Origin of the sequence: Shewanella sp. SP1S1-7, assembly GCF_031932105.1 — a bacterium.
Taxonomy (GTDB): Bacteria; Pseudomonadota; Gammaproteobacteria; order Enterobacterales; family Shewanellaceae; genus Shewanella; species Shewanella baltica.
Map to the genome: position 1 here is coordinate 1 of NZ_JAUOEU010000025.1, position 23,689 is coordinate 23,689.

Genomic DNA, 23,689 nt, shown 5'->3' on the forward strand with positions numbered 1-23,689 from the left:
ACTAGCTGCGTGTCGGAGAGTGAATGCCATGGCAAGCCTATATGATTGAATACCAGCCAACACTTAGATCCCTGTGACTGAAATAACAGGTCACCCAGTACAATTTGCCTACACCTTCTGTCCTGAAGTGAGTTGTGTTTAGTATGTCATTTCATGACTCTATTGCAGGAGAACTAAAGTAAAAAACAATGTAAATCAGCACAATAACTTTTCCACACAATAAAAAGCCCTGCTTATACAGTGATGTATAGCAGGGCTTTTTTAAGCGAGAGTTTGCATTCACTGAGCGGAAGGACACGCTTTATTCAGAGTTTATGACCTAGATCGAATAGGTCATAAATCCTTTTATCTCATCCACCTATTTCTCTCACTCATCTCTTTACATCCATATCTTTTACTAACATTGGCATCAGGAGATGCTAGTAGCCGATGGCTTCGCTACCCGAGTGGCGTGGATCAGACGCGCCAAAAATCCCTTGTTCAGTCACCATGATTGATTGTGTGCTGCCCATAGCGGACTGTACTTTCACTTTGTGGCCTTTGGCTTCGAGCAGGGAAATGGTATCGCGGTTTAAGCTGGATTCTACTCGTAGCTCATCGGGCAGCCATTGATGGTGTACCCGCGCTGCATTACTGGCTTCGGCGATGTTTAATCCATGGTCGATCACATTCATGATGATCTGCAGTGTGGTGGTGATAATGCGTGAGCCGCCTGGGCTGCCAGTGACGAGGAAGGGTTTGCCATCCTTCATCACTATTGTTGGGCTCATGGAGCTCAATGGGCGCTTATTACCTTCGACCGCATTGGCATCACCGCCAACTAAACCGTAGCCGTTTGGCACGCCGGGTTTGGCCGAGAAATCATCCATCTCGTTATTGAGCAAAATGCCAGTTCCCTTGGCCACTAAACCTGAGCCGTAGCTGAAGTTTAAGGTGTAAGTGTTTGAAACCGCATTGCCCCATTTATCCACTACCGAGAAGTGAGTGGTTTGGTCGCTCTCATAGGGCGCGAGTTTACCTGGCTTAATTTCGGCGCTTGGCGTTGTTTTATTCATCGCAATTTGGCTGGCGATTTTTTGGGCATAGTCCTTACTGGTTAAGGCTTTGACGGGCACCTTATAAAAGTCGGGATCGCCTAAGTATTCGCTGCGGTCGCTATAGGCGTGCTTCATAGTTTCTGCCATCAGATGAATCGTCTGCGCCGTATTGTGGCCGAGTTTATCAATCGGGAATTGTTGCAACACATTAAGCATTTCTATGATGTGCACGCCGCCAGATGATGGCGGTGGCATAGACACAACCTCGTAGCCACGGTATTCGCCGCGCACGGGTTCGCGTTCTACAACCTTATAATTTTTAAGGTCGTCTAAAGTCATAATGCCGCCAGCATCCTTCACCGCATTGATGAGCTTAGTGGCGGTTTCACCTTCGTAGAATCCTTTAGTGCCTTTTTCAGCGATCAGACTTAATGAATGGGCAAGCTCAGGTTGTTTAAGAATATCATCAACTTGATAATCGCTGCCGTCGGCTTTGTAGAAGATAGCGGCTGTGGTTGGCCATTGGGTCATGCGGCGTTTTAGACCTGCAAGGGATTGGGCAAGATCTGGCGTCACGCTAATGCCTTCCTGCGCCATTTTAATTGCAGGAGCAGTGACTTGTGCGAGTGTCATAGTGCCATATTTTTCAAGGGCTAAGCTCATGCCCATGACTGTACCTGGGACACCCACAGCAAGGCCGTGTTCGCGGCTCAGCTTCTCAACTGCATCGCCATTCTCGTCGAGGAAAATGTCTTTCTTGGCTTTAGATGGCGCCATTTCACGGTAATCGATAGCGATGGTTTTGTTTTCTTTGGCAATATGTACCAACATAAAACCGCCGCCACCGATATTACCAGCACGTGGTAAGGTAACTGCCAAACTGAAGGCCACGGCCACGGCCGCATCAACGGCATTGCCGCCTTGTTTTAGGATCTCAACACCAGTGCGACTGGCGAGTGTTTCTTGGCTGGCAACCATGCCATGCTTGGCCCACACAGGTTGTGCTGTAGCCATCTGGCTGAAAATCGACGATTCTTCGGCAAGCAGACTGGGTGATGATAGTAGGGGAAGCGCCATGGCAATGGCGAGAATAAGAGGTCTAAAAGGTCTTGTTGGACGCATACTCAATCCTGAATTTATTTTCATTATGGCTATGCAATGTGCCGAGAATTAGGCTTAATTGCAACCTTGTATATTAGTTAAGATCCGTAAAGGACGAGAATTTACCCAATGAGACAGCTTATCTTTGCCTTTGCGAGCTCAATGTCGGACATTTCGGCCAGTGCGTGGAATGCTGTTATGGGGGAGGCGAATCCCTTCTGTCGCCATGAGTTTTTGTTGGCGCTAGAGCAAAGTCATTCGGCCTGCGCTGCAACGGGTTGGACGCCGCGGCATTTATGCGTGTTTGATGTGGGTGACAGATTAAATGATGTCGTAAGTACCGATGAAAGCCTGTCGCCTTTGGCTACAGGGGCACTGATAAGTCGGCAAGCGGCTAAGCACTTCAAGCCATTATCGCTGGTGGCGGTGATGCCCTTGTATCAAAAGTCTCACTCCTACGGCGAGTATGTGTTCGATTGGGCGTGGGCCGAAGCCTATGAGCGCCATGGACTCGATTATTATCCTAAATGGGTGAATGCGATTCCTTTTACCCCAGTGCAAGGGCGAAGGATGGGCATTCATCCTGCATTCGATAGCGTTGAACAACTGCGCGTGGCGGCATTACTGCTGCTGACATTGAATCGCCGACTAATATCAGCGCAGGATAATCTCGTACTTGAGGAAGCTATTCTTAATCAGCCAGGGCTGGGCGATAACCCGATTTCCTCATGGCATAGCCTGTTTGTTACCCCAACACAAACGCCGTTATTTGAAAGTTTGCCAAATTCGCTGTTAAAACGCTTAGGTACTCAGTTCCACTGGCATAATCGCAGTTATCGGGATTTTAATGATTTTCTGGCGGGCTTTAGTTCCCGTAAGCGTAAGAATATCTTGAAGGAGCGGGCGCAGTTACAGCCTTTTAATCTTAAGTTTCAGTTTGTCGAAGGGGAGCAGATCACCGCTTCGCAATGGCAGACGTTTATCCAATGTTATCAATTAACTTACCTTAAGCGCTCCGGTCATCGCGGCTATTTAACGCCAACTTTTTTTCAGCAGTTGGGGGCACAGCTCGCTGCGCAAGTCCTACTCTTGGTGGTCGAAGATGCCAAGGGCGAGATGGTAGCAGGCGCCTTATATCTCAAAGGCGAGAATACTCAAGGGCAAAAATGCTTATATGGCCGTTATTGGGGCACAACGGTTGAGCTCGACGGCTTGCATTTTGAGGCCTGTTATTACCAAGGTATTCAATACTGTATTGAACATGGGTTCCAGATGTTTGATGCGGGGGCACAGGGCGAGCATAAGGTGCTGCGCGGCTTTGAACCTGTTGAAATGTATTCCTACCATAATATCGCCCACTTAGGATTTAGGGCGGCGATTGCCGATTTTGTTGAGCAAGAAGCACAGCAAATGCAGCAATATATGGCGCAGATGCGAGCTGTTTTGCCCTACAAAAAAGAGCCCTAATAAAAGACCGAGTTAACGGGACCTTATTGGGCTCTCATTTATGTCGTGCTTGTTCAACCTATGTAGTACAGCCTAAGCAGTTCTATCTAAGCTTTTAATTCAAACGGTTAGCTATGAATGTTAGCTCATGGCTAACCACACGCCCACGCCTATCATCAGGCTGCCTGCAATGCGGTTTAACCAGCGAATATTATCGCCGCGGCTTAGGAAAATACGCAGGCTTTTACCGCCGCTGGCGTAGGCGAGCATAGAGGTAAACTCGGTCACCATGATAATGCTCAGCAGTGCGAGTAGCTGCGGCGCAACTTCGCGCTCGGCATTGATAAAAGGGGGTAGTAGCGACACCATAAATGCCCAACCTTTTGGATTGGCAATGGCGGTAATAAAGCCTTGAGAGATCAAGGTAACATTGCTGGCTCTGGGGTTAGTGTCATCATCACTTAATATGGCCATCTTGCCGCGCGCGCGCCACATCTGTACGCCGATAAAGCCTAAATAAATTCCGCCAACCCATTTGAAGATTTGAAAGACTTCGGGATAGTTGAGCATGATACTGGCCACGCCCATCACGGCGGCTGTCGCCACCAACGCCACGCCTACCAGTTCACCCAGCATCATCCACAGGGTGCGGCGCACACCTATGCTCATACCCAGGGTCATGGCGAGTGTCATGCACATGCCCGGCGTGATAGAAACAAAGAAAAAAGTCGGGATAAACACCGCGAGTAAGGCAAAATCAGGCATGGTTTGGTCATTCTTTGGTGAAGATGAGAAGGCCGATAGTGTAATGAAAACTGCGGGTTTAGCCAATGCGCTTGTTTTGGCCTGACAACACATAAATGTAATCGGTTGTGTTAGCGAACGATATTTTTTGTCGGTTACCCATTTGGGGTGTGAACGGTTAGTGCACTGGCGTGAATTATGTGCAGAGTCATCCTGCTGCTAACAAGATAAGATTTTGATTTCAGGTTTTGTTTCAGTATCGATCAAATACACGCTATCGGCACCCACAATATAATAACTGTATAGACTCTGGTAAATATGTTCGCCTAATTCGCCATAATAAGGACGACGTGCATTTTTTACCGACTTCCATATTGGCCAAGGTAAAGAAAAATAATCGGACCTGGATGGGTTTGTCATATTTAAATCGGTATCGATAGGGAATGGCGTATTGATTTTTTCATTATTGATATTACTGCCTAAATCATCATTCAGATTAACATGGATGCTATTTGAAAAAGTTTGATAACTTGATTCATCAATCACCAGAATACCTGCGATCGTTGGGAAGTGAATTTCCATCGAGAACGCACAGTCATTAAGCTCTTGCCACAGTAAGGTCAACGATACCCCCTCTAATCTGCAGCTCAAATCAGGATGGGGTTTAAGCTTTCTTTCTACGGGGAACCAAGGCTGATAGCTTGCCTGAGTCATAGCGCATTCTTGTTCGGTCATTAGGTTACTCGCTTCATTATCGTTATCTTGCGGCTTACCGTTATTCATTCACTCGTGCCGCCAATACTATAATTGAAAAATAACGCTGAAGCATGTTTAGATTATCTAATAATTTTTGAAACTCATATCAGCGAGACACGACTTATCAATATTTATTTGATTGATATGCTAACCCCATTCTTAAATTAATTATCAATAACTGTTATACAACAGTTTAATAATGGATTCTGTATATGATCAAATCATCTCTATCCGCAAGTAAATATACCTTCTTACTGAGTGTTGTTTTGGCTGCCAGCATTAATAACGTTATGGCTGACAACAGTACCAAAGTGTTTAGTTTACAAAGTAATCTTGCCGATAATTCAAGCTTCCCTCCTGAGTATTATTGGAATCAATTTGGTTGTTCGGGCGAAAATATTGCGCCGCGTTTAGCTTGGCAAAATGTACCTGCCGGTACCAAGAGCTTTGCTGTCACTTTATATGACAAAGATGCGCCGACTGGCAGTGGTTTTTGGCACCGTGTTGTGTATGACATTCCGGCACAGGTGTCGACTCTCGCAGGTGGTGTGAATGGCGGAGTGCTACCCAGTGGTGCCATTGAAGCTAATACCGATTTAGGTAAACCTGGATTCTTTGGACCTTGTCCACCAGAGGGACGTGAACACAGCTATGTATGGACAGTGCATGCTTTGGATGTGGCGCAGTTGCCGATAGACAAGGGATCAACACCCGCTTTGGTGGGATTCTATCTTTGGCAGCATAGATTAGGCGAAGCAAGTTTAACGCTTTTAGCTGGCCCACGTTAGGAGGAATGAAGATGACCATATTATCTACGCGCATTACATACCCCATGTTATCAAAGGCTTTTACTCTACTGGCAAGCAGTTTGTTGTGTTCTCACTCATGGGCGACACAGACTGAGCCGCTGGCAAAAATGGAAGTCTTTGCCGAACTTGATGGGGCTGTGGGCGGTATTACTTTCACATCAGATGATCGATTGATTTTCAGTTATCACCCTTTCTATCAACCTAACATTAAGGTGGCAGAGCTTTTAGCGGATGGTAGTACTAAGCCATTCCCTAATTCGGATTGGCAGCAATGCCATGATCCGCAGGGCAAAGCGAAAGAACCTGACACTTGCCTTAATTGGGTGTTGGGGCTGCGAACCGACGATCAAGACAGAGTTTGGCTATTAGACTCTGGCCAGCAGGCGCCACGTATTGAGCCTAAATTAGTGGCATGGGATACCAAGAAAAATCAATTAGATCGCATTATTCATTTGCCCGCGCCAGTCTCTCTTCCTGAGTCACAACATAATGACTTTGTTATCTCATCTCGACATCAAGCGATTGTGATTGCCGATGAGGGGATTGGCACGGGTCCCATTGGTGAAAAGGCTGCGCTGGTAGTTGTGGACTTAAATACAGGGAAAAGTCGGCGCCTATTACAGGGTGATAACAGTGTGATGCCAGACTTACAGCGGCCACTGATTATCGATAAAGACTCAAAAGATAGAAAGCAGATTGAAGTCTATGTGGGTGCCGATGGCATTGCTTTAGATAAAACCCAAACATGGCTCTACTTTGCCCCGATGAATAAAGACAAAGTTTACCGTGTGCGGATGACAGATCTCATCAATCCTTCGTTAACGCCTGCGGCACTCTCTGCCAAAGTGGAGGCTTATGCCGATAAGCCCGACAACGGTGGCTTAAGTATTGATGAAGCGAATAATTTGTATCTAACAGAAGTGGGAGAGCGGGCTATTGGTGTGATCCCTGCAGATTCTCGCCAGTATCGCACTTATGTCCATGATGAACGTATGGTTTGGCCCGACGGTGTGAGTTATGGCAAGCAAGGTTACTTGTACTCTGGGGCTGCGCAATTACCGTTATCGGCACCATTAAATAATGGCAAAGCTGAAAACAGTCCACCTTATTATATTTTCCGTTTTAAGCCGTTAGCGGCGGGCGTTCGTGGTAATTAACCTTAACCATTAATCTTATAACCTTACGTCAAGTGCTTATTTGAACTGAATTTATTCACACGATTTTTGCGGATTAAAACGGTTTGGATTTGCACTTGGTTATACCGAGTCACTGAGTCACGACATCCAGAGGATGACAATATGAACATTATCGGATTGGATCACTTTACCATCAGAACGCCCAAACTGGTTGAAACACTGTTGTTTTATCAAGTCATCCTTGGATTGAAATTAGGTTGGCGGCCACAGTTTGGTTTTCCTGGACATTGGCTCTATGCCTCAAATAAGCCCATTTTGCATTTAGTGGAAGCGGGCGATCAGGCGCTAGATGCCTACTTAGGGGAAAGCAGAAATATTTATGGCTCGGGACGTGTTGACCATTTGTCGTTTCGTGGCAAGGATTTACAGCAGATGCAGCAGCATTTATGCCAGCAGAGGATGATTTTTCAGGAACGAATTGTGCCTGAGATTGGTGAGCATCAGTTGTTCCTTGAAGACCCGAATGGCATCAAAGTAGAGATGATATTCCCTTATGCAAAGGACAACGCCATCGTAGGGATTGTGATGGATAGGCTCACTATTTTAGACACCAAGGAGCCTGAACATGGCGGAGATTAATGTTTTTAGAAGGCAATTATTGCAAACGCTGGGATTGGGCAGTTTGGCATCAGTGGCATTATTTCCTCGAGGTGTGATAGGTATGAATTCATTGAATACGAGTACAAATATGGAGAGCTCACAGGGTAAGCCGAAGATTCGCATGGGAGTGACGGACTTAAGTTTTCATCGTGTCACCGCCGCTGTGGTGGCTCATGTGATAGGGATTATGGGCAAAGAGGTGCAACGAAGCTATGCATTGCACGAGGCTAATTTTGAGAAGCTAGGTGAAGGCACAGTGGATATGCTGTGTTCAGCATGGCTGCCCCATAGCCATGGGATTTATCGACAAGGTGTCGAAGAGCGAGTTGCTACGCGGCAACTCGGGCTACATTATGAGCCCTATGCGCTCTGGGGCGTACCCGATTATGTGCCTGCTGAGCAAGTGTCGAGCATTGAGGATTTACTCAAGCCTGACGTGCGGCAACGTATGCGGCCCATCATTCAAGGGATTGGTGAGGGGGCGGGGATCACGCGATTTTCTAAAAATATTATGACGCAATATGGATTAACGGCGGCGGGTTATCAATTTAGAACAGGCACTCAGGCCGACTGTGTCGCGGCTTTTGAGTCTGCCGTAGCGGTAAACGAGTGGGTGATCGTTCCTTTGTGGCATCCACAATTTTTACACCATCAATACGGTATTCGCGATCTTCAGGACCCCAAAGGTTTACTCGGGGGAAAAGATAAAGCGGTATTGCTCGCCCGTGAACGCGAGTTAGTGGTTAATTTCTCGCCTGCACAAATTCAAGTACTTGATAACATAGTATTATCGAATCAAATGGTTGCAGAACTCGATTATGCGGTTAATCGACAAGGAATGACGGAAGATGAGGCCGTTGCGAACTGGCTGACAGTCAATCCTCAGCATTTGACGACCTGGTTAGCCCCGTTGCTTAATCCTGCGAAAGTCTCATATCAGGAGGTGACATTATGATGATCACACCTGAATCGCGGCTTGTGGCGGCTGGGCTTGAACTACCTGAGGTTGCTGCGGCTCTTGGGAATTATGAACCCTATTCAATTGTCGGCAGTCAGTTAATGACTTCGGGTCAGTTTCCCTATTTAGAGGGCGAGCTTCAGTATCAAGGACAATTGGGCGCCGATCATACTGTGAGCGAAGGCTACGCTGCCTGTCGTCTTGCGACCCTAAATGCCATTGCCCAATTGAAACAGGCTTGCGGTGAGCTTTCGCGGATAAAACAAATTTATCGCTTGGAAGGGGTGTTAAATGTGCATCAATCTTGCTTTGAACATCCTAAAGCGCTCGATGGGGCTTCGGATTTATTGCTTGAAATCTTCGGTGAAGCAGGGCGTCACAGCCGAATGATTTGGACAAATCCGGTCATGCCGCTGAACAGTTTGTGTCTAGTGTATTTATTTGCAGAACTCTATTGTGATGACGAACAAAGGCAACGACCTTTGTCTCGATTGAAATCGAGTTCTTGAATGTGACTCACATTGGCTGTTAGTTAAATGTTCTGTCAGCAAGATGGGTAGTTCATTCAATAGCATATAAGGCAGTTCTTGAACTTTCATTAATCGATTGTTAGGGTTAGGTCATCATGGATGGAATGTTGACAATACGATGACTGAGAAACAAAAAATGTTAGCGGGTAAGCCCTATAAGGCTTGGGATGATGAGTTATTGGCTGAGCGGATGCGGGCGAAATCCGTTTGCCATCAGTTTAATCTTGCCGAACCGACTTTGCTTGATGCCCGTATGGATCACCTTCGTGGCCTGCTTGATATGCCAAACTGCGCCCATATTGAGCCTAATTTCTTTTGCGACTACGGTTATAACATCCATATTGGTAAACAATTTTATGCTAATCATAATCTAACCATATTAGATGTTTGCTCAGTCTCGATTGGCGATAACGTGATGTTTGGTCCCCATGTGATGATTTCTACCGCTACGCATCCGATTGATCCCATTGCACGGCAAACGACGGAATACGGCGCGCCAATTCAAATCGGCAATAATGTTTGGCTTGGCGGTAATGTCTCAGTGTTGCCCGGTGTGACCATTGGCGATAATTGTGTCATCGGTGCTGGCAGCGTAGTTAATAAGAGCATTCCGGCTAACTGTGTGGCGGCTGGCAACCCTTGCAAGGTTATCAAACCCATCAATGTGGAATAATGCAGGAAGGTCGATGCCGAGTGATTGGCGTCAATGCTGATGCTGATTTAGATGACGATTTAGATAGTCGTAGAAACAAAAACGGTACGCAGTGCGTACCGTTTTTTATTAGCAGGATAAAAACTTACAGTACGCCGCGGCGCATTTGATCCCGTTCAATCGATTCAAACAGAGCAGTAAAGTTGCCTTCGCCAAAACCTAAGTTATTTTTGCGTTGGATGATTTCGATAAAAATCGGTCCGAACAGGTTTTTAGTGAAAATCTGCAGTAAATAACCGGATTCATCGCCATCCACCAAAATTTGGTGATGTTTGATGCGCTCACGATTCTCAGTCACCTGCGGCAACTTCTCAAATATGGTGTCGTAGTATTCAGGGATGATGTCTAGGCATTGGATTGAACTGCCTTCCATCGCATCCAGAGATTTTACGATATCGCGACTTCTAAAGGCTAAATGCTGCACACCTGGGCCATTGTATTCCTTCAGGTATTCATCGATTTGGTTCTTATCGCTGCCTTTACCTTCGTTAATCGGAATACAGAAGCTGCCATCGGGCGAACGCAGGGCGTATGACACTAGCGCAGTTTGTACGCCGCTGATGTCAAAGTAGCGCACTTCAGTAAAACCAAAAATGTTTTTATAGAAGTTAGCCCAATGTTCCATTGTGCCTTTGTAGACGTTGTTGGTTAAGTGATCGACTTCGATAAAGCCTTTCTCTTGGGTGATCACTTGCTCGTCTAAGTCTTCAAAATCAGCGGCATAGATATTGTTATCTGCGCCGAAGGTGTCGATGAAATAAATTAAGCTGTCGCCAATGCCGTAAATCGCAGGATAAGGCAGATCTTTATTGGCATCATCGGCGGGTTTTGCACCCCGTTCAACGGCAACGCGATAGGCAAAGCCAGCATCTTCTACCCGCCAGCCCATAGAACAAATGGCTGGGCCGTGGGATTTAGCAAACTTAGCAGAGAAACCTTCGCGCTCAGTGTTGAGCAAAAAGTTAATGTCATTCTGTTTGTAGTACAGAATGTCTTTGTTCTTGGCTTTTTTCAGCAGTGAAAAACCAAAATCGATAAAGACTTTGTGCATAAAATCAGTATCAGGGCTGGCGAATTCAGTGAATTCGATACCTAATAAGCCCAGTGGATTTAGTTCGCTTGCCATGATGTTTTCCTCATTATTTTAGTTCAACCGCCGACACTCTTTATCCCTTTAATTTCGTTGGGATACGCAACCTTTTCGGTGCGCTGGTGGCTTAGGGCTAGTCTTCTAGCCAAGAGCGGTTGTAGTCTTTGCTCATGCAATTTTGTACATGTTCGGTTAATTTAAGTGGGGCGAATGTGTCCACCATCACTGCGTATTCATTGGTTTCTTTTTTGCCAATCGAGGCTTCAGTGCGACCCGGTTGTGGGCCGTGGGCCACACCTTTTTGATGTAGGGTCATGTAACCCGCTTCAATGCCCGTGCGGCTCATAAAGTCGCCATCGACGTAGTACAAAACTTCGTCGCTGTCGATGTTGTTGTGGTAATAAGGCGCTGGAATCGATTTCGGGTGGAAATCGTAGGGGCGCGGCACGAAGTTACAAATCACAAAGTTATGGGCAGTAAAGACTAAGTGATCAGAAGGCGGCAGATGGATTTTGCCCACTTTTGGCGCGTATTCGGTAATGTTGAATGCCCAAGGGTAAACACAGCCATCCCAACCCACTAAATCAAAGGGATGCCATTCAAGTGTGGTGAGTTGGTACTTATCGCCAAACTTACACACTAAGGGGAAGGCGCCGCGCTCAACCACAGCATCTTGCAATGTGGGCACGCGCAAATCGCGCTCGCAGTAAGGTGCCGATTCTAATAGCTGACCATACTCGTTACGGAAATGCTTAGGCACTTCCACCATAGAGAATGACTCGATAACGAAAAGTCGCACATTGCTGTAATCGTTGAATTTAAGTTGATAAGTCGTGCCGCGTGGGATCACGAGATAGTCCCACTTTTGAACCTTAATCGTGCCGTACTCGCTGTAGAGTGTGCCTTCGCCTTCGTGAACAAAAACCACTTCATCGGCATAGGCATTACGGTAAAACTTGTCGGTATCGGCGCTGACTTTGGCGGTATAAAGTGCTAAGTCATTGTTATAAAAGATCTTGTTACGGGCGCTGAAAAAATTACCTTCTCGGTCGGCATCGCGGGAATCGAGTTTATAGTTTTGGACCAGTGAATCTTCCCAATTGGCACCATGGCTTAGGCTATAGGGCGCTACTTCCAACGCTTTGGTTGGCATGTTGTGGTGATATTTATTGGAATAAATATTGGAAAAACCATGGGTTGAGAACAACTCTTCACGGTAAAGCTCGCCGTTTTCCTTTTCAAATGCGATATGGCGCTTATGGGGGATCTGGCCTTGTTTCACATAAAATGGCATGGTTATTCCTTCAATATTGCGTTGCAGGATTACCTACATCGCTGGTCGTTATGCTTCAAGTTGCATTAGTGTGATCTTATTATCAATTTAGTTGCTTGAATGAACAAAAAAAAGAATAATAAATCCGTTATCTCAATCTAAAAATTAGATGGTATTCTAATCTTTACGAATCGTAGTGTTTCCGTGACATGTTCATAAGAGCCAAGGAGTGACCATGCGCATCGATATTGATGCTTTTAATGTGCTGCAAGTGCTGGTGGAAGAGGGCAGTTTTGCCAAGGCGGCGGAGCGGTTACACAAGGCGCAATCGGCGGTGAGTTATCAAGTTAAAAAGTTAGAAGAGCACTTAGGCGTGCAGCTTTTTAGCCGTGAGCAATATCGTGCAGAGCTGACGCAAGAGGGCCGGGTGATTTTGGCCGAGGGGCGAAGATTGTTGCAACACCTTGCAAACATTGAACATCTTGCCAGCCGTTTCAGTGAAGGCTGGGAACCAAAGCTAGAGCTAGTGATAGATGGAGCCTTGCCGATGGAGCCAATTATGACGGCTTTAAAGCGTATGGCTGAACATCAAATCCCCACTAAAATTCAGCTCAATATGGAATTTTTAGGCGGCGTACAACATAGATTCGAGCGGGATAATGCCGACTTGATGTTAGTGAAAGATTATCGCACTGGCCCCTATTATCATCCGCAACCTTTGCCAGCCATCACCAGTGTGCTGGTGGCAAGTGCTTCGCATCCTTTGTCTTTTATTCGCGAAATTAGTTTGGCTGAACTGCAGCAACACGTGGAATTAACTATCGAAGACTCTTCGCCCAATAAAAGTTACCGCGATGAAATGCAATTTGGCGGCGATAAAGTGTTTTATCTTTCAGGCTTTATCATGAAAAAGAACGCTTTGTTAAAAGGTTTAGGTTTTGGCTGGTTGCCGGATTTTTTAGTGCAAGAAGAGTTGGCGAAAGGGGAGTTAGTTGAAATCGACTTTGTCGGTGGCAGCCGTTTTACCTTTATTCCACAGCTTGTCTCGACCTTAGAGCGGCCATTAGGCCGTGCGGGACAACTTTTTACCGAGTTGATATTAGAGGAGTTTGCTAAGGCTGAGCAGTTTAATGGTGTGGGTTTAGGTTGATAAGTCGCCGTTTGTCATCTTTTGATACAAGTTACCGCATAAAATAATCGCATTTTGACATTTTATGTCATAAGTTAAGTGCTAGATTGAGAGTGAAATTGAGCCACGATAGGTAAAGAGTCGTCCATCGTGGTCAATCTAAAGGCTAGTAACAAGGAACTGACAGTTAAGGGGAACAGTATGTCTAGACGTTGTCATGAAGTGGATTATGAAATCATCGGCCACAGTATGCAGTTGGTTGAAGTGGAGCTCGATCCTAACGAAACCGTGGTCGCCGAAGCGGGCGCGATGAACTACCTAGAGCAAGATATTAGCTTTGAGGCCAAAATGGGCGATGGCTCTGAACCAGAGTCCGGCTTTTTTGGCAAGTTGATGGGCGCAGGTAAGCGGGTGCTGACGGGTGAGAGCATTTTTATGACTCACTTTACCAATCAAGGCAACCAAAAGCGTAAAGTCGCCTTTGCTGCACCTTATCCGGGCACTATCCTTGCGATCGACTTAGCCGAGTATGGCGGCGAGCTTATCTGTCAAAAGGACAGTTTTTTAGCGGCGGCTTTAGGTACACGGGTGACGATGAAATTTAATCGCCGTTTAGGCACGGGCTTTTTCGGTGGCGAAGGGTTTATTCTGCAAAGCCTACAAGGCGATGGCATGACTTTTATCCATGCGGGCGGCACCTTAGTGAAGAAAGAACTGCGAGGCGAAACCTTAAGGGTTGATACTGGTTGTCTGGTTGGATTTACGCCTGGGATAGATTACGACATTGAGCGCGCAGGCTCGTTAAAGTCTATGGTATTTGGCGGCGAAGGTTTATTTTTAGCGACCCTAAAAGGCCATGGCACGGTTTGGCTGCAAAGCTTGCCATTCTCACGAATGGCGGATCGCATTATCGCCCATGCCCCATCTGCGGGTGGCAGTGATCGCGGTGAAGGTTCAGTGCTTGGTGGTCTTGGCCGCATGCTTGATGGGCGTTAAACCTTAAGCTAAATCGATGTAAGTCAATCACAGCACCATTTTGCAATCATGCTGTCTCTTCTTAAGGCATTCCAGATAATCCTCTGGGATGCCTTTTTAGTTGAAGCCTGTCATTTCCTTCAACGTTTTAAGCGTTTTCGCCGTTGTTAAGGCTTTGCTGAATGCGTCTTTCCACCAGTTTCGATATCAGATACATCATCAAATAGCCTGTGCCCAAGGCTAAAATCACTGCGACGACATTCTCGGTATATAGGCGGTAAGCGTAGAAAGTACCTACCAGCACTGCGATACCGGCGAGGCGAATGAGCAGGCTTTGGGTAAAATAGCCGTGGGCTTTGATATAGGCTAACTGATAGCCGTTGAGCATCATAAATATAAAAAACATAGAGAAATGCATTAATACTGGTGCCGCTTTAATGTATTGCTCGGGGAATAACCAAGCCACCAATGGCTTGCTCGCGAATATCATAGCGACGAAAAACACCCCGCTGATCCACAGGGAGACTTTAGTCAGCCATGACTTGATTTGTTGCACTTCATCAAAGCGCTTTTCTCGTACACACACAGCAACTTCGGGCAGCACAAAGCGGTAGATGGGGAAGACAAACAGTAATGTGAGGTAAGTGATCATCGGCCGCACTACTACTTGGAAATCACCCAGTTCATCTATGCTGAAATAGGCAATGGTCAGCAGTACTGTGATGTAAATCATCAAGATACTGGCACCGGCTTCCATGGACGCTGTCAGGCTTTTCTTCATAAAACTGCGTAAGCCCGTATCAAAATGCACCGCACTTAAGGGCGGCGTGGCGATATCTTTGCGCCGTTTTAAGTACATATATAAGGCAACGATGAGCGATGACAGTGTCATGCTGTAAAAGAGTGAGGCTATGGCCGTTTGTTTTAACCCATAGAAACACAAGAAAAAGCTGGTCACTTGCGCGAGTGGCTCAAGCCAAGTCACTCGATTGGAGATGGCATATAGTCGGTACATAGCGATTTGATTGGTAAAATACACCTTGAGTCCCATGCTCAAAATAATGCCAACCAGTTGAAAATATTCAACGTTAAGGTGAAGTTTGTGTTTGATATAGGGCAAGACTAAGCCCCATGTCAGCAGCACCATAGCGATCAAGCTGTAGCGGAATATATTGGTGATATCCACATCTTGCTTGGTCTGGGAGTAAGTCACCACCATAGAGGAGCGAAATCCTGTCATCAGGATCAGCGACAGTGAGATAATATCGATAACCGTGTGATAGAGCGCTAGATCCGCTTTGGCGACCCATTGTGCTAACCAAAGCTTAAAGAGAAAACCCACAGAAATACTGGCGAGTGATGCCCAGAATCCCGCAATAATCGCCTGCTTAACCCGTTGAAGTGAAGTATGTTCCATTGTCAAAATCCAGCTTTAGTCTGCGGTTATTATAGGGATGCTATGAGTGTCGTTAAGGTTTTGCTTTAGTCGCTGCTTTGGCTGCTTTGGCTGCTTTGGCTGCTTTGGCTGCTTTGGCTGCTTTGGCTGCTTTGGCTGCTTTGGTTACTTTAGCTGCGTGAGTGCCTTTTGATAACGCTTATCTGATTCGGTTCGATGCTATAACTTTATGCAAAGAACTTGATACCAATACTTTGATGTCAGGGGCTTAGCCTTCTGTTCAGGCTAAAACCTTGAGTACCGCCGAAGAAATTTCATTTAAGTTTATACGCATATTAGCACTGGCTGAGTCTAGCATTCAGCCGATAGGTGACCAAGCGTCTGATAGTAAAGATATGATAAATATCAGTATGTTGCTTAATTGTAACTGTAGTCATTAACTCGCGAGGAATTGTGGGATAAATAGAAGTACAGACAGGGGATAGGGTTGTGCAAGCATCATGATTTGGGATGATGGCACGCCCTAATAAGAACTGGGCGTGCTAATAAAACTGCTGTGATTAGCCATTTCGCGAATGTCTTGCGTTATTCGGTAATGATATTGACGATATCGAGGATTTTACGGCTGTTGTTATCGAGTTTGATCAATGCGCCTTCGACTTGGATGCTAATAATCCCATCTCTGTCTAAGGGCACAATGATACGACCGCGGTCATAAATATCATGCTCAAGCACATCACCACGATGGAGTTTTTTCTGCCAACCGGGTGGTAAACGTTCACCGTGGTCGACCTTTTTCTGTAATCCAGGTGGTAAGCCTTTCTCTTTTTTGTGGTGCTCGTGTTCATGGCCATCTTTAGCAAAAACTGAGATAGGCGCCATTAAGCTGAGCACGAGTCCTGCGATAACCACTGACGTTGATTTATTCATCTGTGCTCCAAAGGGCATTGAGTTAATACTGTGACGATAGTGTATCTTAAATGAACCTTAGCTGAACGTTACTGAGTCGAGATGCTTAAACTCAACGGGTTAACATTAGCACAGCTTGCCATTGTTCGGCGGTCACAGGTTGGATACTCAGCCTTGAGCCCTTAGACACTAAATACATGTCGGCCAATTGCGGCAGGTTTTTAATCAAGCTTAAGGGAATAATATCGTTAAATTTTTCGACAAAGCGGATATCCACTCGTAGCCATCTTGGTTTGGTCGGATCTGACTTAGGGTCGAAATACTTAGATTCGGGATCGAAGGCCGTGCTATCGGGATACGCATTTGTCACGACTTTAGCGATACCGACAATACCGGGTACTTTGCAGCTTGAATGGTAAAAAAATACCTGATCGCCAATCTGCATCTCATCGCGCATAAAGTTACGCGCCTGATAGTTACGTATCCCATGCCAAGCTTCGGTTTGGTTCGGGCAAGCCTTAAGATCATCTATGCTAAATTCGTCGGGTTCAGATTTCATAAGCCAGTAGTTCATCTTGTTTCCTTTATTCATAGTTGCCGTTAAGCGCTTCAATATCTCTGAGTTTATCTTAATTTTATCGAACACCCCAGTTCGTCACTCATATCAAACATTGTGAGTTTGATTAAGTTTCGGTTCAGATAAGGTGGCTTAGCCTGTGAGCAGCAATCTTATTTGGTATGCCTTATGCAGATTCTCGATACTAAGGCAAAGCGTCAAATTCGATCTCGGTTTGTGATTGGTGCCATACAAGTTGTGGCAGCAGTGGCAATCAAAACCTGTGAGGTGTGTTATGGGAACTTCAACAATGACGTCCGACTGTGGTTTATACACTAAATATCTTAAGGATTTTACAGCGGGTGATGTGATCCTAAGCCATGAGCGGATGCTGGAATTTATTAATGACCTGACAACCCAAGGTTGGTTATTGGCAAATTTCACTTGGGACTATTGGTATAACAACAGTTACTTAGTCGATAAACCCGCCTACATTCGTGAAGCGAGCATAGCACAATGCAAATTGCTGCTGACCGCCATGACGCGACTTGAGGTCTTTAGCCCTGGCGTGTTAGAGAATATGCGTCGCCAAGGGATTTTACTGGCCATTGTTGAGCGCTTGCAAAGCTTAAATGTGCCTAAGTCGAGTACTCATCTTGAATTTATCAGCCGCTAACCCGCACTTTAATGGATTGTTATTTAATCGATTATCTTACTCTTTAGTCTAATAAAGTGCTTTTTTGCTTGTGACATGATCCGTGGATTGGTTAGTTTGGACCTCGCTAACCATAATAATAAATGCACGGAGGCCTTAATGTCAGTTCCAACAAGCCAAGTTATCAGTCCGCTCAACGTTAGCGAGTTTCATGGTGTGCGATCACCGAAACTCGTTGAGAAAACCATAGGTCAGTATCTTGATGAGATTGCGGCAACCTATCCCGACCAATTAGCCGTTGTCGTACATCATCAACATATCCGCTGGAACTATCGCCAATATCTCGCTCAAATCGAGGCGCTCGCCACAGGATTATTGAAGCTTGGTATTCAGCCCGGCGATAGGGTGGGCATTTGGTCACCCAACAATATTGAATGGTGTTTAACTCAATATGCGACCGCTAAAATTGGCGCCATCATGGTGTGTATTAACCCCGCTTATCGACCGGAAGAGTTGCAATACGCGCTGAGTAATGTGGGGTGCCGCGCGGTAATTTGTGCCGACAAGTTTAAATCCAGCAATTACCTAGAAATGCTATACGAATTGGCGCCTGAGCTAACTTCTTGCCCTGCGGGTCAACTACAGGCGAAGGCCGTTCCTGATCTCGAGTTTGTGATCCGTATGGGCGCTGAAAAATCCGTCGGCATGTTGAATTTTGATGACTTGCTCGTCGATGTGACCGCCGATGACAAGGCGGCACTCGAAAGTATCGGCAAAGCATTAAGCCCGTATGATTCGATTAATATCCAGTTTACCTCTGGCACGACGGGCAGCCCGAAAGGTGCGACCTTATCCCACTATAACATTTTGAATAATGGCTATTTAGTCGCAGAGGCGATGAAGTTTACCTGCCACGATAAACTCTGTATTCCTGTGCCCTTATACCATTGTTTTGGCATGGTGCTCGGAAGTTTAGTCTGCTTAGCTAAAGGCGCAGCGGCTGTGTTCCCCGGCGAATCCTTCGATCCCTTTACGACATTGCACGTGATTGAGCAAGAGCGGTGCACCGCTTTACATGGCGTACCGACCATGTTTATTGCCGAGCTTGAGCATCCTGAATTTACGCGTTTTGATTTGAGTTCTTTACGGACCGGCGTGATGGCGGGGGCAACTTGCCCAGAAGAAGTGATGCGCCGGGTACAAAATCTCATGTATATGAAAGAAGTGCTGATTGGTTATGGTCAGACTGAGTGCAGTCCGCTCAATCACATTACTGAAATCGATTCGCCAGTTGAGAAACGTGTGCTCACTGTTGGCCGTGCTTTGCCCCATACCGAAGTGAAAATAGTTGACGAATTTGGTGAGGTGTTGCCAATTAACCAACCCGGTGAAGTCTGTAGTCGCGGTTATTGCATTATGCAGTGCTATTGGAACGATCCCGAAAAAACGGCGGCGACCATAGACAGTGCGGGCTGGCTACATTCGGGCGATATCGGCCAAATGGATGAGCAAGGTTATGTGCAAATTGTGGGTCGCATTAAAGATATGATTATTCGCGGTGGCGAAAATATCTATCCCCGTGAGATTGAAGAGAAACTTTACACCCATAAAGATGTGCAGGATGCGGCGGTCTTTGGTGTTCAAAGCGATAAATACGGTGAGGAAGTGTGTGCTTGGATTAAAGTCCGCTCAGGCTCCGCGATTACCGAAGAAGATATTCGTCATTTCCTCACCGAGAAGTTTGCCTACTTTAAAGTACCGCGTTACATCAAGTTTGTGGATCAGTACCCAATGACAGTGACGGGGAAAATTCAGAAATTCAAAATGCGTGAGTTGATGTATCAAGAGTTATATGAAGATATTAATGCTTAAGTGATGTGATTTGGCGAGCCTGCTTTTTTGACTTTCAAGCCGCGCAATGCGGCTTGAATTTTATTCAGTCTATAGGTGTCGTTTAACCGACAAGTTAACGAGTTAACGGAAGAGTCGACGAGTCATGCCATCAAGCCAAGCCGCACTTTGAGTTAACTTTCGCTGACTACGACGCAGCGCCAGCTTTGCCCACGCATATTGTGTGCTGAGCAGCGCCAATCCTAAGATGATCAAGAGTAAACCTGGGCCGGGTAAGAGTAAAAAGACCAGCCCGAGCAAGGTTAAAGCTGCGCCAATCACAGTGATCCCCGCTTTAGTTATCGCGCCTTTTGCATGGGAGGACGGCGCGTGATTGAAAAAGGTAACTTTGCGCATAGGAGTTGGCCTTATGGTGAGTTAATTGAATCAAGATCTACTGTCAACTGACTATCAGTTGTGTGCTAACTGTATATCAGTTTTCAGTCTAATCCTTTGCTCATTTATTGGCAGCTTATGTCGTCAGCCTAATTGTAACAAAACTTCACTTCCCCGCAGTGGCTTCATGGCTATACTAAAACCAGAGAAAAAATCTTGGCAGATAAAAACTAAAGCTCAATTTGTCGATGATTTAGTAGTCAATCCATTCTGCAGGCTAAGGAGTCCCAAATGGTTCGATGGCGTTTAATGCTCCTTGCGTGTTGCCTTTCCTCCATGGGATTAAGCACGGCTAAGGCGGATACCTTAATGCTGACATCCTTACTTTGGCCGCCTTATTCGGGGCAGCAGTTAGCAGAGCAGGGCGCGAGTATTGCTGTGGCGCGGGCGGCGCTCAAAGTGATGGGGCACCAATTAGAAGTGGATTTTTACCCATGGAGCCGCGCTGTAAAGCTCGCCAGTATGCCTAATTCTGACTATCTGGGTTATTTCCCTGAGTATTACTTTGAGACTGAAAAGTTTGTTTTTTCTAAATCCATTGGCGACGGTCCTTTGGGGCTGGTGGAGCAAAAAGCCCATCCTGTGAGTTGGAATTATGTCGAAGATCTGAATCGCTATACCTTAGGTGTGGTGAAAGATTATGTGAATACTCAGGCGTTAGATCGCATGATTTCCACAGGCGTTCAGCCGACTGAAGCCGTTACTTCAGATGAGCACAATATTAAGAAAGTGGCCGCAGGCCGTATTGATGCTGCGGTAATCGATGTCAACGTGCTGCACTATTTACTTAAGCAAAAGCCCTTGCAGCCGCTGGCGGATAAATTGCAAATCAACCGCCAAATTTTAGCGAATAAGCAGCTTTATATTGCGTTTCGTAATACCGAAGAAGGTCGACGTTGGCGAGATATTTTCGACCAAGGCTTGGCGCAAATTGACGTCGAAACCATCATCGGAGAGCTACTGTATCGTGAAGACTAATGCATGATTTAGGTTAGTGTGCTCTCTATTTTACCCCTTATTTTTCCTCTATTTTCAGCCTATTCCTCTTAAAATTACATCAGATATACCACCTGTCATCATTCTGTCTTTGTTCACTATTAGCATCACCTTAACGGCATGAGTTGCTCTCTCATTTTTTGATTAAGGTGACATGAATAAACTTCCCTTTGAGTTAGATACATTGCAACAACTCATTGATACTCACCATCTTAAGTTGCAGTATCAAATTCTTGCCGACATCCCATTTCGTCACGAACATTTTCCTCTCTACAGTGTTGAACTGGGCGGAGGAGAGAAGCCCTGTCCGACAGTACTCTTTGTGGGCGGCGTGCATGGGGTTGAACGTATTGGCTCTCAAGTCATCTTGGCATTGCTGAACAGTTTGTTGCAGCGGCTGGTGTGGGATAAACATCTACAACAGATGCTAACGGGCGTGCGGCTAGCTTTTGTGCCTGTGGTGAATCCCGTTGGTTTATTTATGGGAACGCGGGGTAATGGCAATCAAGTGGATTTGATGCGTAACGCCCCGATAGAATCCAGCGAAAAAGTCTCCTTTATGGTGGGAGGGCAGCGTTTATCGTCGCGGCTGCCTTGGTATCGCGGCATGGGGGGAATGGAGCTTGAAACCGCTGGCTTAGTTGCCTATGTACAGCAATTGCTGAGCCGCAGCACCAGTTTGATTTCCCTCGATGCTCACTCAGGCTTTGGCTTGAGTGATCATATTTGGTTCCCCTACGCCCATACACGTACCGCCTTCGAAAATGCCAATTATATTTTTCATCTAAAACAATTGTTTGAACAGAGTTATCCCCATCATGGCCATTATCGGCTTGCACCCCAGAGCCAGTTTTATCGCACCCATGGGGATATTTGGGATTACCTCTATCGCCAACATCAAGTGGCCGATCCCCATGCACAGGTACCGTTTCTGCCTTTGACATTAGAGATGGGATCCTGGGCTTGGATAAAGAAAAATCCCAGACAAATATTTAATTTTGCAGGTTTTTTCAATCCGCAGAAAACACATCGTCACCACAGAATTTTACGCAGGCACACAGTGCTGATGCAATTTATGATGGAAGCGGCCTACGCACAATCGTTAGAGCAGTTAACGCCTGAACGTTTGACTGAACTTACTGAGTGCGCGCTGCAGTATTGGTATCGGGAGCCACAGTCATGACAACTTGGGTGTTATTGCGGGGATTAATGCGTGATCAACGCCACTGGAATGGCTTCGATCAGCGACTGCGACAAAAGGGGCTGCGAGTACTGACTCCTGACTTGCTGGGCAATGGAACGCTATCAACCGAGGCCAGTCCGCTTAAGATTGCTGACTATGCCCATGCAGTGTGGCAGCAATTGGATGAGCAGGTACAAGAAGGAGAAGCCATTTACCTTCTCGGTTTGTCTATGGGCGGTATGTTAGCGCTGGAAATGGCGCGTCAGCGACCTTGGCAGATAAGGCATGTATTTGTACTAAACAGCAGTGCGGCAAATTTATCTGCTTGGTATCAAAGATTTAATCCACTGAATGCATTGAAGGCGTTTTTCTTGCGGGCTCGAGGTAAAGCCTTACATCCCATCGAGTCGACGATAGTGCGTTTAACCAGTTTTCGTCATCGGCGAGACTGCAGTTTAATTGCCGAATGGAGTGAATTTCGCCGCCAATCGTCGCCAACTATTCGTAACGCCTGGCGGCAACTGTGGGCGGCTTTTCAATATCAGTGTCCATTGACCGTGGAAGTGCCGATAAGTGTACTCTGTGGCGACCGTGATGCTTTGGTGAGCATGGCATCGAGCAAAGCCTTGGCACAGCACTTTCACACGGATTTGATAGTATTAGCGTATTGCGGTCATGATGCGGCCATTGATGCCCCTGCAAAACTGGCACACTATCTGTTGGCAATTGTGGAGCCGACTAAGCCGCAAGCTGAGGTTCAAGAGGATGATGAACCTGCCCATGCGCAATATGCCCATACTCAATACAGTTGCAACGATTTACTGGAGGAAGAAATGGCTTTTAACGAGGCGATATTTTCAGTATGGGATGAAAAAGCGCTATCCATTCTCCACAGTAAATCATCGGCAATGAACAGCGCTAAGACGGGTAACTCACTACCGATCAGGCTTTAGCCACGACGGTTTGACCTATCGGTGTTAGGCTAAGTAACGCCAATTTAAGATGCTGTATTCCAAAGGGAATACCGATAATAGTCACAAAACAGGCTAGGGCATGGGCTAAGTGGCCTATGGCTAACCAGATTCCAAACAGCAAGAACCAAATAATATTTCCCACCATGCCTAGGGCACCTGTGCCTAAATCGTCACGTCCGGTTAAGTGACGACGGCTGATTTGTTCTTGGCCAAATGGCCAGAAGGTCATTTCACCGATAACAAAGCAGGCGCGGCCAAAGGGAATACCAATAATGCTGATAAAACACAGGATACCTGCGAGCCACCAAGCGAGTCCCATCACAAATCCACCGAGCACAAACCAAGCGATGTTGAATATTAAGCGTAATACTGCCATTG

At 46.2% G+C, this 23,689-nt stretch carries 24 protein-coding genes; 14 read left to right on the forward strand and 10 right to left on the reverse strand.

Annotated features, from left to right (window positions below; genetic code table 11):
- Positions 1–419: 419 nt before the first annotated feature.
- Positions 420–2,159, reverse strand: coding sequence for a gamma-glutamyltransferase (gene ggt, locus Q4Q49_RS16870; protein ID WP_012197285.1), 1,740 nt, complete (start codon positions 2,157–2,159; stop codon positions 420–422).
- Positions 2,160–2,267: 108 nt separating this feature from the next.
- Between ggt and Q4Q49_RS16875 the strand changes: the two genes are divergently transcribed.
- Positions 2,268–3,605, forward strand: a complete 1,338-nt coding sequence (locus Q4Q49_RS16875; protein ID WP_311999909.1) for a GNAT family N-acetyltransferase — start codon at positions 2,268–2,270, stop codon at positions 3,603–3,605.
- A gap of 120 nt (positions 3,606–3,725) precedes the next feature.
- On the opposite strand, the gene Q4Q49_RS16880 is transcribed toward Q4Q49_RS16875, so the two are convergent.
- Positions 3,726–4,349 (reverse strand): LysE family translocator, encoded by a 624-nt coding sequence (locus tag Q4Q49_RS16880; protein WP_311999910.1) that lies wholly within the window; start codon positions 4,347–4,349, stop codon positions 3,726–3,728.
- Between the two features lie 198 nt (positions 4,350–4,547).
- Complete coding sequence (locus Q4Q49_RS16885; protein ID WP_063883074.1) at positions 4,548–5,111, reverse strand: hypothetical protein; 564 nt, start codon at positions 5,109–5,111, stop codon at positions 4,548–4,550.
- A 185-nt stretch (positions 5,112–5,296) separates the two neighbouring features.
- On the opposite strand from Q4Q49_RS16885, the gene Q4Q49_RS16890 reads away from it, so the two are divergent.
- From Q4Q49_RS16890 to Q4Q49_RS16915, 6 genes are all read left to right on the forward strand, one after another.
- Positions 5,297–5,872, forward strand: a complete 576-nt coding sequence (locus tag Q4Q49_RS16890) for a YbhB/YbcL family Raf kinase inhibitor-like protein (RefSeq protein WP_063883073.1) — start codon at positions 5,297–5,299, stop codon at positions 5,870–5,872.
- An 11-nt stretch (positions 5,873–5,883) separates the two neighbouring features.
- Entirely contained in the window at positions 5,884–7,050 is a 1,167-nt protein-coding gene (locus Q4Q49_RS16895) for an L-dopachrome tautomerase-related protein (RefSeq protein WP_311890650.1), read from the forward strand.
- A gap of 141 nt (positions 7,051–7,191) precedes the next feature.
- The gene (locus tag Q4Q49_RS16900) at positions 7,192–7,668 is read left to right on the forward strand and encodes a VOC family protein (protein ID WP_259590325.1); all 477 of its coding nucleotides are present in this window, start codon (positions 7,192–7,194) and stop codon (positions 7,666–7,668) included.
- On the forward strand, positions 7,655–8,644 hold the full coding sequence (locus Q4Q49_RS16905; protein WP_311890651.1) for a glycine betaine ABC transporter substrate-binding protein: 990 nt from the start codon (positions 7,655–7,657) through the stop codon (positions 8,642–8,644). Before Q4Q49_RS16900 ends, Q4Q49_RS16905 begins: the two co-directional genes overlap by 14 nt.
- Positions 8,641–9,156: an Atu1372/SO_1960 family protein gene (locus Q4Q49_RS16910; RefSeq protein WP_063883071.1), complete on the forward strand. Its 516-nt coding sequence runs from the start codon at positions 8,641–8,643 to the stop codon at positions 9,154–9,156. Before Q4Q49_RS16905 ends, Q4Q49_RS16910 begins: the two co-directional genes overlap by 4 nt.
- Positions 9,157–9,295: 139 nt before the next feature.
- Positions 9,296–9,850 (forward strand): sugar O-acetyltransferase, encoded by a 555-nt coding sequence (locus Q4Q49_RS16915; RefSeq protein WP_311890652.1) that lies wholly within the window; start codon positions 9,296–9,298, stop codon positions 9,848–9,850.
- A gap of 124 nt (positions 9,851–9,974) precedes the next feature.
- Here the strand turns inward: Q4Q49_RS16915 and hppD are convergent, their stop codons facing one another.
- Together hppD and Q4Q49_RS16925 are read right to left on the reverse strand one after the other, a co-directional pair.
- Positions 9,975–11,015, reverse strand: a complete 1,041-nt coding sequence (gene hppD / locus Q4Q49_RS16920; protein WP_011847092.1) for a 4-hydroxyphenylpyruvate dioxygenase — start codon at positions 11,013–11,015, stop codon at positions 9,975–9,977.
- A gap of 97 nt (positions 11,016–11,112) precedes the next feature.
- Complete coding sequence (locus Q4Q49_RS16925) at positions 11,113–12,273, reverse strand: homogentisate 1,2-dioxygenase (RefSeq protein ID WP_311999911.1); 1,161 nt, start codon at positions 12,271–12,273, stop codon at positions 11,113–11,115.
- Positions 12,274–12,487: 214 nt separating this feature from the next.
- On the opposite strand from Q4Q49_RS16925, the gene Q4Q49_RS16930 reads away from it, so the two are divergent.
- Complete coding sequence (locus Q4Q49_RS16930; protein WP_311999912.1) at positions 12,488–13,402, forward strand: LysR family transcriptional regulator; 915 nt, start codon at positions 12,488–12,490, stop codon at positions 13,400–13,402.
- Between the two features lie 180 nt (positions 13,403–13,582).
- The gene (locus Q4Q49_RS16935) at positions 13,583–14,377 is read left to right on the forward strand and encodes a TIGR00266 family protein (RefSeq protein WP_126491714.1); all 795 of its coding nucleotides are present in this window, start codon (positions 13,583–13,585) and stop codon (positions 14,375–14,377) included.
- A gap of 127 nt (positions 14,378–14,504) precedes the next feature.
- Here the strand turns inward: Q4Q49_RS16935 and Q4Q49_RS16940 are convergent, their stop codons facing one another.
- From Q4Q49_RS16940 to Q4Q49_RS16950, 3 genes are all read right to left on the reverse strand, one after another.
- Complete coding sequence (locus Q4Q49_RS16940; protein WP_311999913.1) at positions 14,505–15,773, reverse strand: hypothetical protein; 1,269 nt, start codon at positions 15,771–15,773, stop codon at positions 14,505–14,507.
- A gap of 564 nt (positions 15,774–16,337) precedes the next feature.
- A complete protein-coding gene (locus Q4Q49_RS16945; RefSeq protein WP_011847087.1) occupies positions 16,338–16,682 on the reverse strand; it encodes a hypothetical protein in 345 nt (114 codons plus the stop codon).
- A 91-nt stretch (positions 16,683–16,773) separates the two neighbouring features.
- Positions 16,774–17,235, reverse strand: a complete 462-nt coding sequence (locus tag Q4Q49_RS16950) for an EVE domain-containing protein (protein WP_311999914.1) — start codon at positions 17,233–17,235, stop codon at positions 16,774–16,776.
- 277 nt (positions 17,236–17,512) lie between these two features.
- On the opposite strand from Q4Q49_RS16950, the gene Q4Q49_RS16955 reads away from it, so the two are divergent.
- Positions 17,513–17,893 carry a DUF6508 domain-containing protein gene (locus Q4Q49_RS16955; protein WP_006082114.1) on the forward strand — a complete coding sequence of 127 codons (381 nt, stop codon included), beginning with the start codon at positions 17,513–17,515 and terminating at the stop codon, positions 17,891–17,893.
- A 138-nt stretch (positions 17,894–18,031) separates the two neighbouring features.
- A complete protein-coding gene (locus tag Q4Q49_RS16960) occupies positions 18,032–19,744 on the forward strand; it encodes an AMP-binding protein (protein WP_311999915.1) in 1,713 nt (570 codons plus the stop codon).
- Between the two features lie 102 nt (positions 19,745–19,846).
- Here Q4Q49_RS16960 and Q4Q49_RS16965 read toward each other — a convergent pair whose 3' ends face one another.
- Positions 19,847–20,119, reverse strand: coding sequence for a PGPGW domain-containing protein (locus Q4Q49_RS16965; RefSeq protein WP_259524260.1), 273 nt, complete (start codon positions 20,117–20,119; stop codon positions 19,847–19,849).
- 270 nt (positions 20,120–20,389) lie between these two features.
- Here Q4Q49_RS16965 and Q4Q49_RS16970 point away from each other — a divergent pair, with 270 nt between their 5' ends.
- The 3 genes from Q4Q49_RS16970 to Q4Q49_RS16980 all read left to right on the forward strand — a co-directional run bounded on the left by Q4Q49_RS16970 (position 20,390) and on the right by Q4Q49_RS16980 (position 23,290).
- Complete coding sequence (locus Q4Q49_RS16970) at positions 20,390–21,136, forward strand: transporter substrate-binding domain-containing protein (RefSeq protein WP_311999916.1); 747 nt, start codon at positions 20,390–20,392, stop codon at positions 21,134–21,136.
- A 172-nt stretch (positions 21,137–21,308) separates the two neighbouring features.
- A complete protein-coding gene (locus tag Q4Q49_RS16975; protein WP_311999918.1) occupies positions 21,309–22,337 on the forward strand; it encodes a M14 family zinc carboxypeptidase in 1,029 nt (342 codons plus the stop codon).
- Positions 22,334–23,290 (forward strand): alpha/beta hydrolase, encoded by a 957-nt coding sequence (locus tag Q4Q49_RS16980; RefSeq protein WP_311999919.1) that lies wholly within the window; start codon positions 22,334–22,336, stop codon positions 23,288–23,290. The genes Q4Q49_RS16975 and Q4Q49_RS16980 overlap by 4 nt, the downstream gene beginning before the upstream one ends.
- On the opposite strand, the gene Q4Q49_RS16985 is transcribed toward Q4Q49_RS16980, so the two are convergent.
- Positions 23,280–23,687, reverse strand: coding sequence for a YccF domain-containing protein (locus Q4Q49_RS16985; RefSeq protein ID WP_063883059.1), 408 nt, complete (start codon positions 23,685–23,687; stop codon positions 23,280–23,282). The two genes, Q4Q49_RS16980 and Q4Q49_RS16985, sit on opposite strands and share 11 nt — an antisense overlap.
- Between the last annotated feature and the right edge of the window lie 2 nt (positions 23,688–23,689).

Excerpts from the sequence above, each read along its gene's own strand:
- Q4Q49_RS16935 (WP_126491714.1), top strand. The coding sequence starts at position 13,583 with ATGTCTAGACGTTGTCATGAAGTGGATTATGAAATCATCGGCCACAGT.
- Q4Q49_RS16940 (WP_311999913.1), bottom strand. The coding sequence starts at position 15,773 with ATGGAACATACTTCACTTCAACGGGTTAAGCAGGCGATTATTGCGGGA.
- Q4Q49_RS16950 (WP_311999914.1), bottom strand. The coding sequence starts at position 17,235 with ATGAACTACTGGCTTATGAAATCTGAACCCGACGAATTTAGCATAGAT.
- Q4Q49_RS16985 (WP_063883059.1), bottom strand. The coding sequence starts at position 23,687 with ATGGCAGTATTACGCTTAATATTCAACATCGCTTGGTTTGTGCTCGGT.
- Q4Q49_RS16930 (WP_311999912.1), top strand. The coding sequence starts at position 12,488 with ATGCGCATCGATATTGATGCTTTTAATGTGCTGCAAGTGCTGGTGGAA.
- Q4Q49_RS16955 (WP_006082114.1), top strand. The coding sequence starts at position 17,513 with ATGGGAACTTCAACAATGACGTCCGACTGTGGTTTATACACTAAATAT.
- Q4Q49_RS16980 (WP_311999919.1), top strand. The coding sequence starts at position 22,334 with ATGACAACTTGGGTGTTATTGCGGGGATTAATGCGTGATCAACGCCAC.
- Q4Q49_RS16910 (WP_063883071.1), top strand. The coding sequence starts at position 8,641 with ATGATGATCACACCTGAATCGCGGCTTGTGGCGGCTGGGCTTGAACTA.
- Q4Q49_RS16895 (WP_311890650.1), top strand. The coding sequence starts at position 5,884 with ATGACCATATTATCTACGCGCATTACATACCCCATGTTATCAAAGGCT.
- Q4Q49_RS16900 (WP_259590325.1), top strand. The coding sequence starts at position 7,192 with ATGAACATTATCGGATTGGATCACTTTACCATCAGAACGCCCAAACTG.
- Q4Q49_RS16875 (WP_311999909.1), top strand. The coding sequence starts at position 2,268 with ATGAGACAGCTTATCTTTGCCTTTGCGAGCTCAATGTCGGACATTTCG.
- Q4Q49_RS16975 (WP_311999918.1), top strand. The coding sequence starts at position 21,309 with ATGAATAAACTTCCCTTTGAGTTAGATACATTGCAACAACTCATTGAT.
- Q4Q49_RS16970 (WP_311999916.1), top strand. The coding sequence starts at position 20,390 with ATGGTTCGATGGCGTTTAATGCTCCTTGCGTGTTGCCTTTCCTCCATG.
- Q4Q49_RS16960 (WP_311999915.1), top strand. The coding sequence starts at position 18,032 with ATGTCAGTTCCAACAAGCCAAGTTATCAGTCCGCTCAACGTTAGCGAG.
- Q4Q49_RS16880 (WP_311999910.1), bottom strand. The coding sequence starts at position 4,349 with ATGCCTGATTTTGCCTTACTCGCGGTGTTTATCCCGACTTTTTTCTTT.
- Q4Q49_RS16890 (WP_063883073.1), top strand. The coding sequence starts at position 5,297 with ATGATCAAATCATCTCTATCCGCAAGTAAATATACCTTCTTACTGAGT.
- ggt (WP_012197285.1), bottom strand. The coding sequence starts at position 2,159 with ATGCGTCCAACAAGACCTTTTAGACCTCTTATTCTCGCCATTGCCATG.
- Q4Q49_RS16965 (WP_259524260.1), bottom strand. The coding sequence starts at position 20,119 with ATGCGCAAAGTTACCTTTTTCAATCACGCGCCGTCCTCCCATGCAAAA.
- Q4Q49_RS16925 (WP_311999911.1), bottom strand. The coding sequence starts at position 12,273 with ATGCCATTTTATGTGAAACAAGGCCAGATCCCCCATAAGCGCCATATC.
- hppD (WP_011847092.1), bottom strand. The coding sequence starts at position 11,015 with ATGGCAAGCGAACTAAATCCACTGGGCTTATTAGGTATCGAATTCACT.
- Q4Q49_RS16945 (WP_011847087.1), bottom strand. The coding sequence starts at position 16,682 with ATGAATAAATCAACGTCAGTGGTTATCGCAGGACTCGTGCTCAGCTTA.
- Q4Q49_RS16915 (WP_311890652.1), top strand. The coding sequence starts at position 9,296 with ATGACTGAGAAACAAAAAATGTTAGCGGGTAAGCCCTATAAGGCTTGG.
- Q4Q49_RS16905 (WP_311890651.1), top strand. The coding sequence starts at position 7,655 with ATGGCGGAGATTAATGTTTTTAGAAGGCAATTATTGCAAACGCTGGGA.
- Q4Q49_RS16885 (WP_063883074.1), bottom strand. The coding sequence starts at position 5,111 with ATGAATAACGGTAAGCCGCAAGATAACGATAATGAAGCGAGTAACCTA.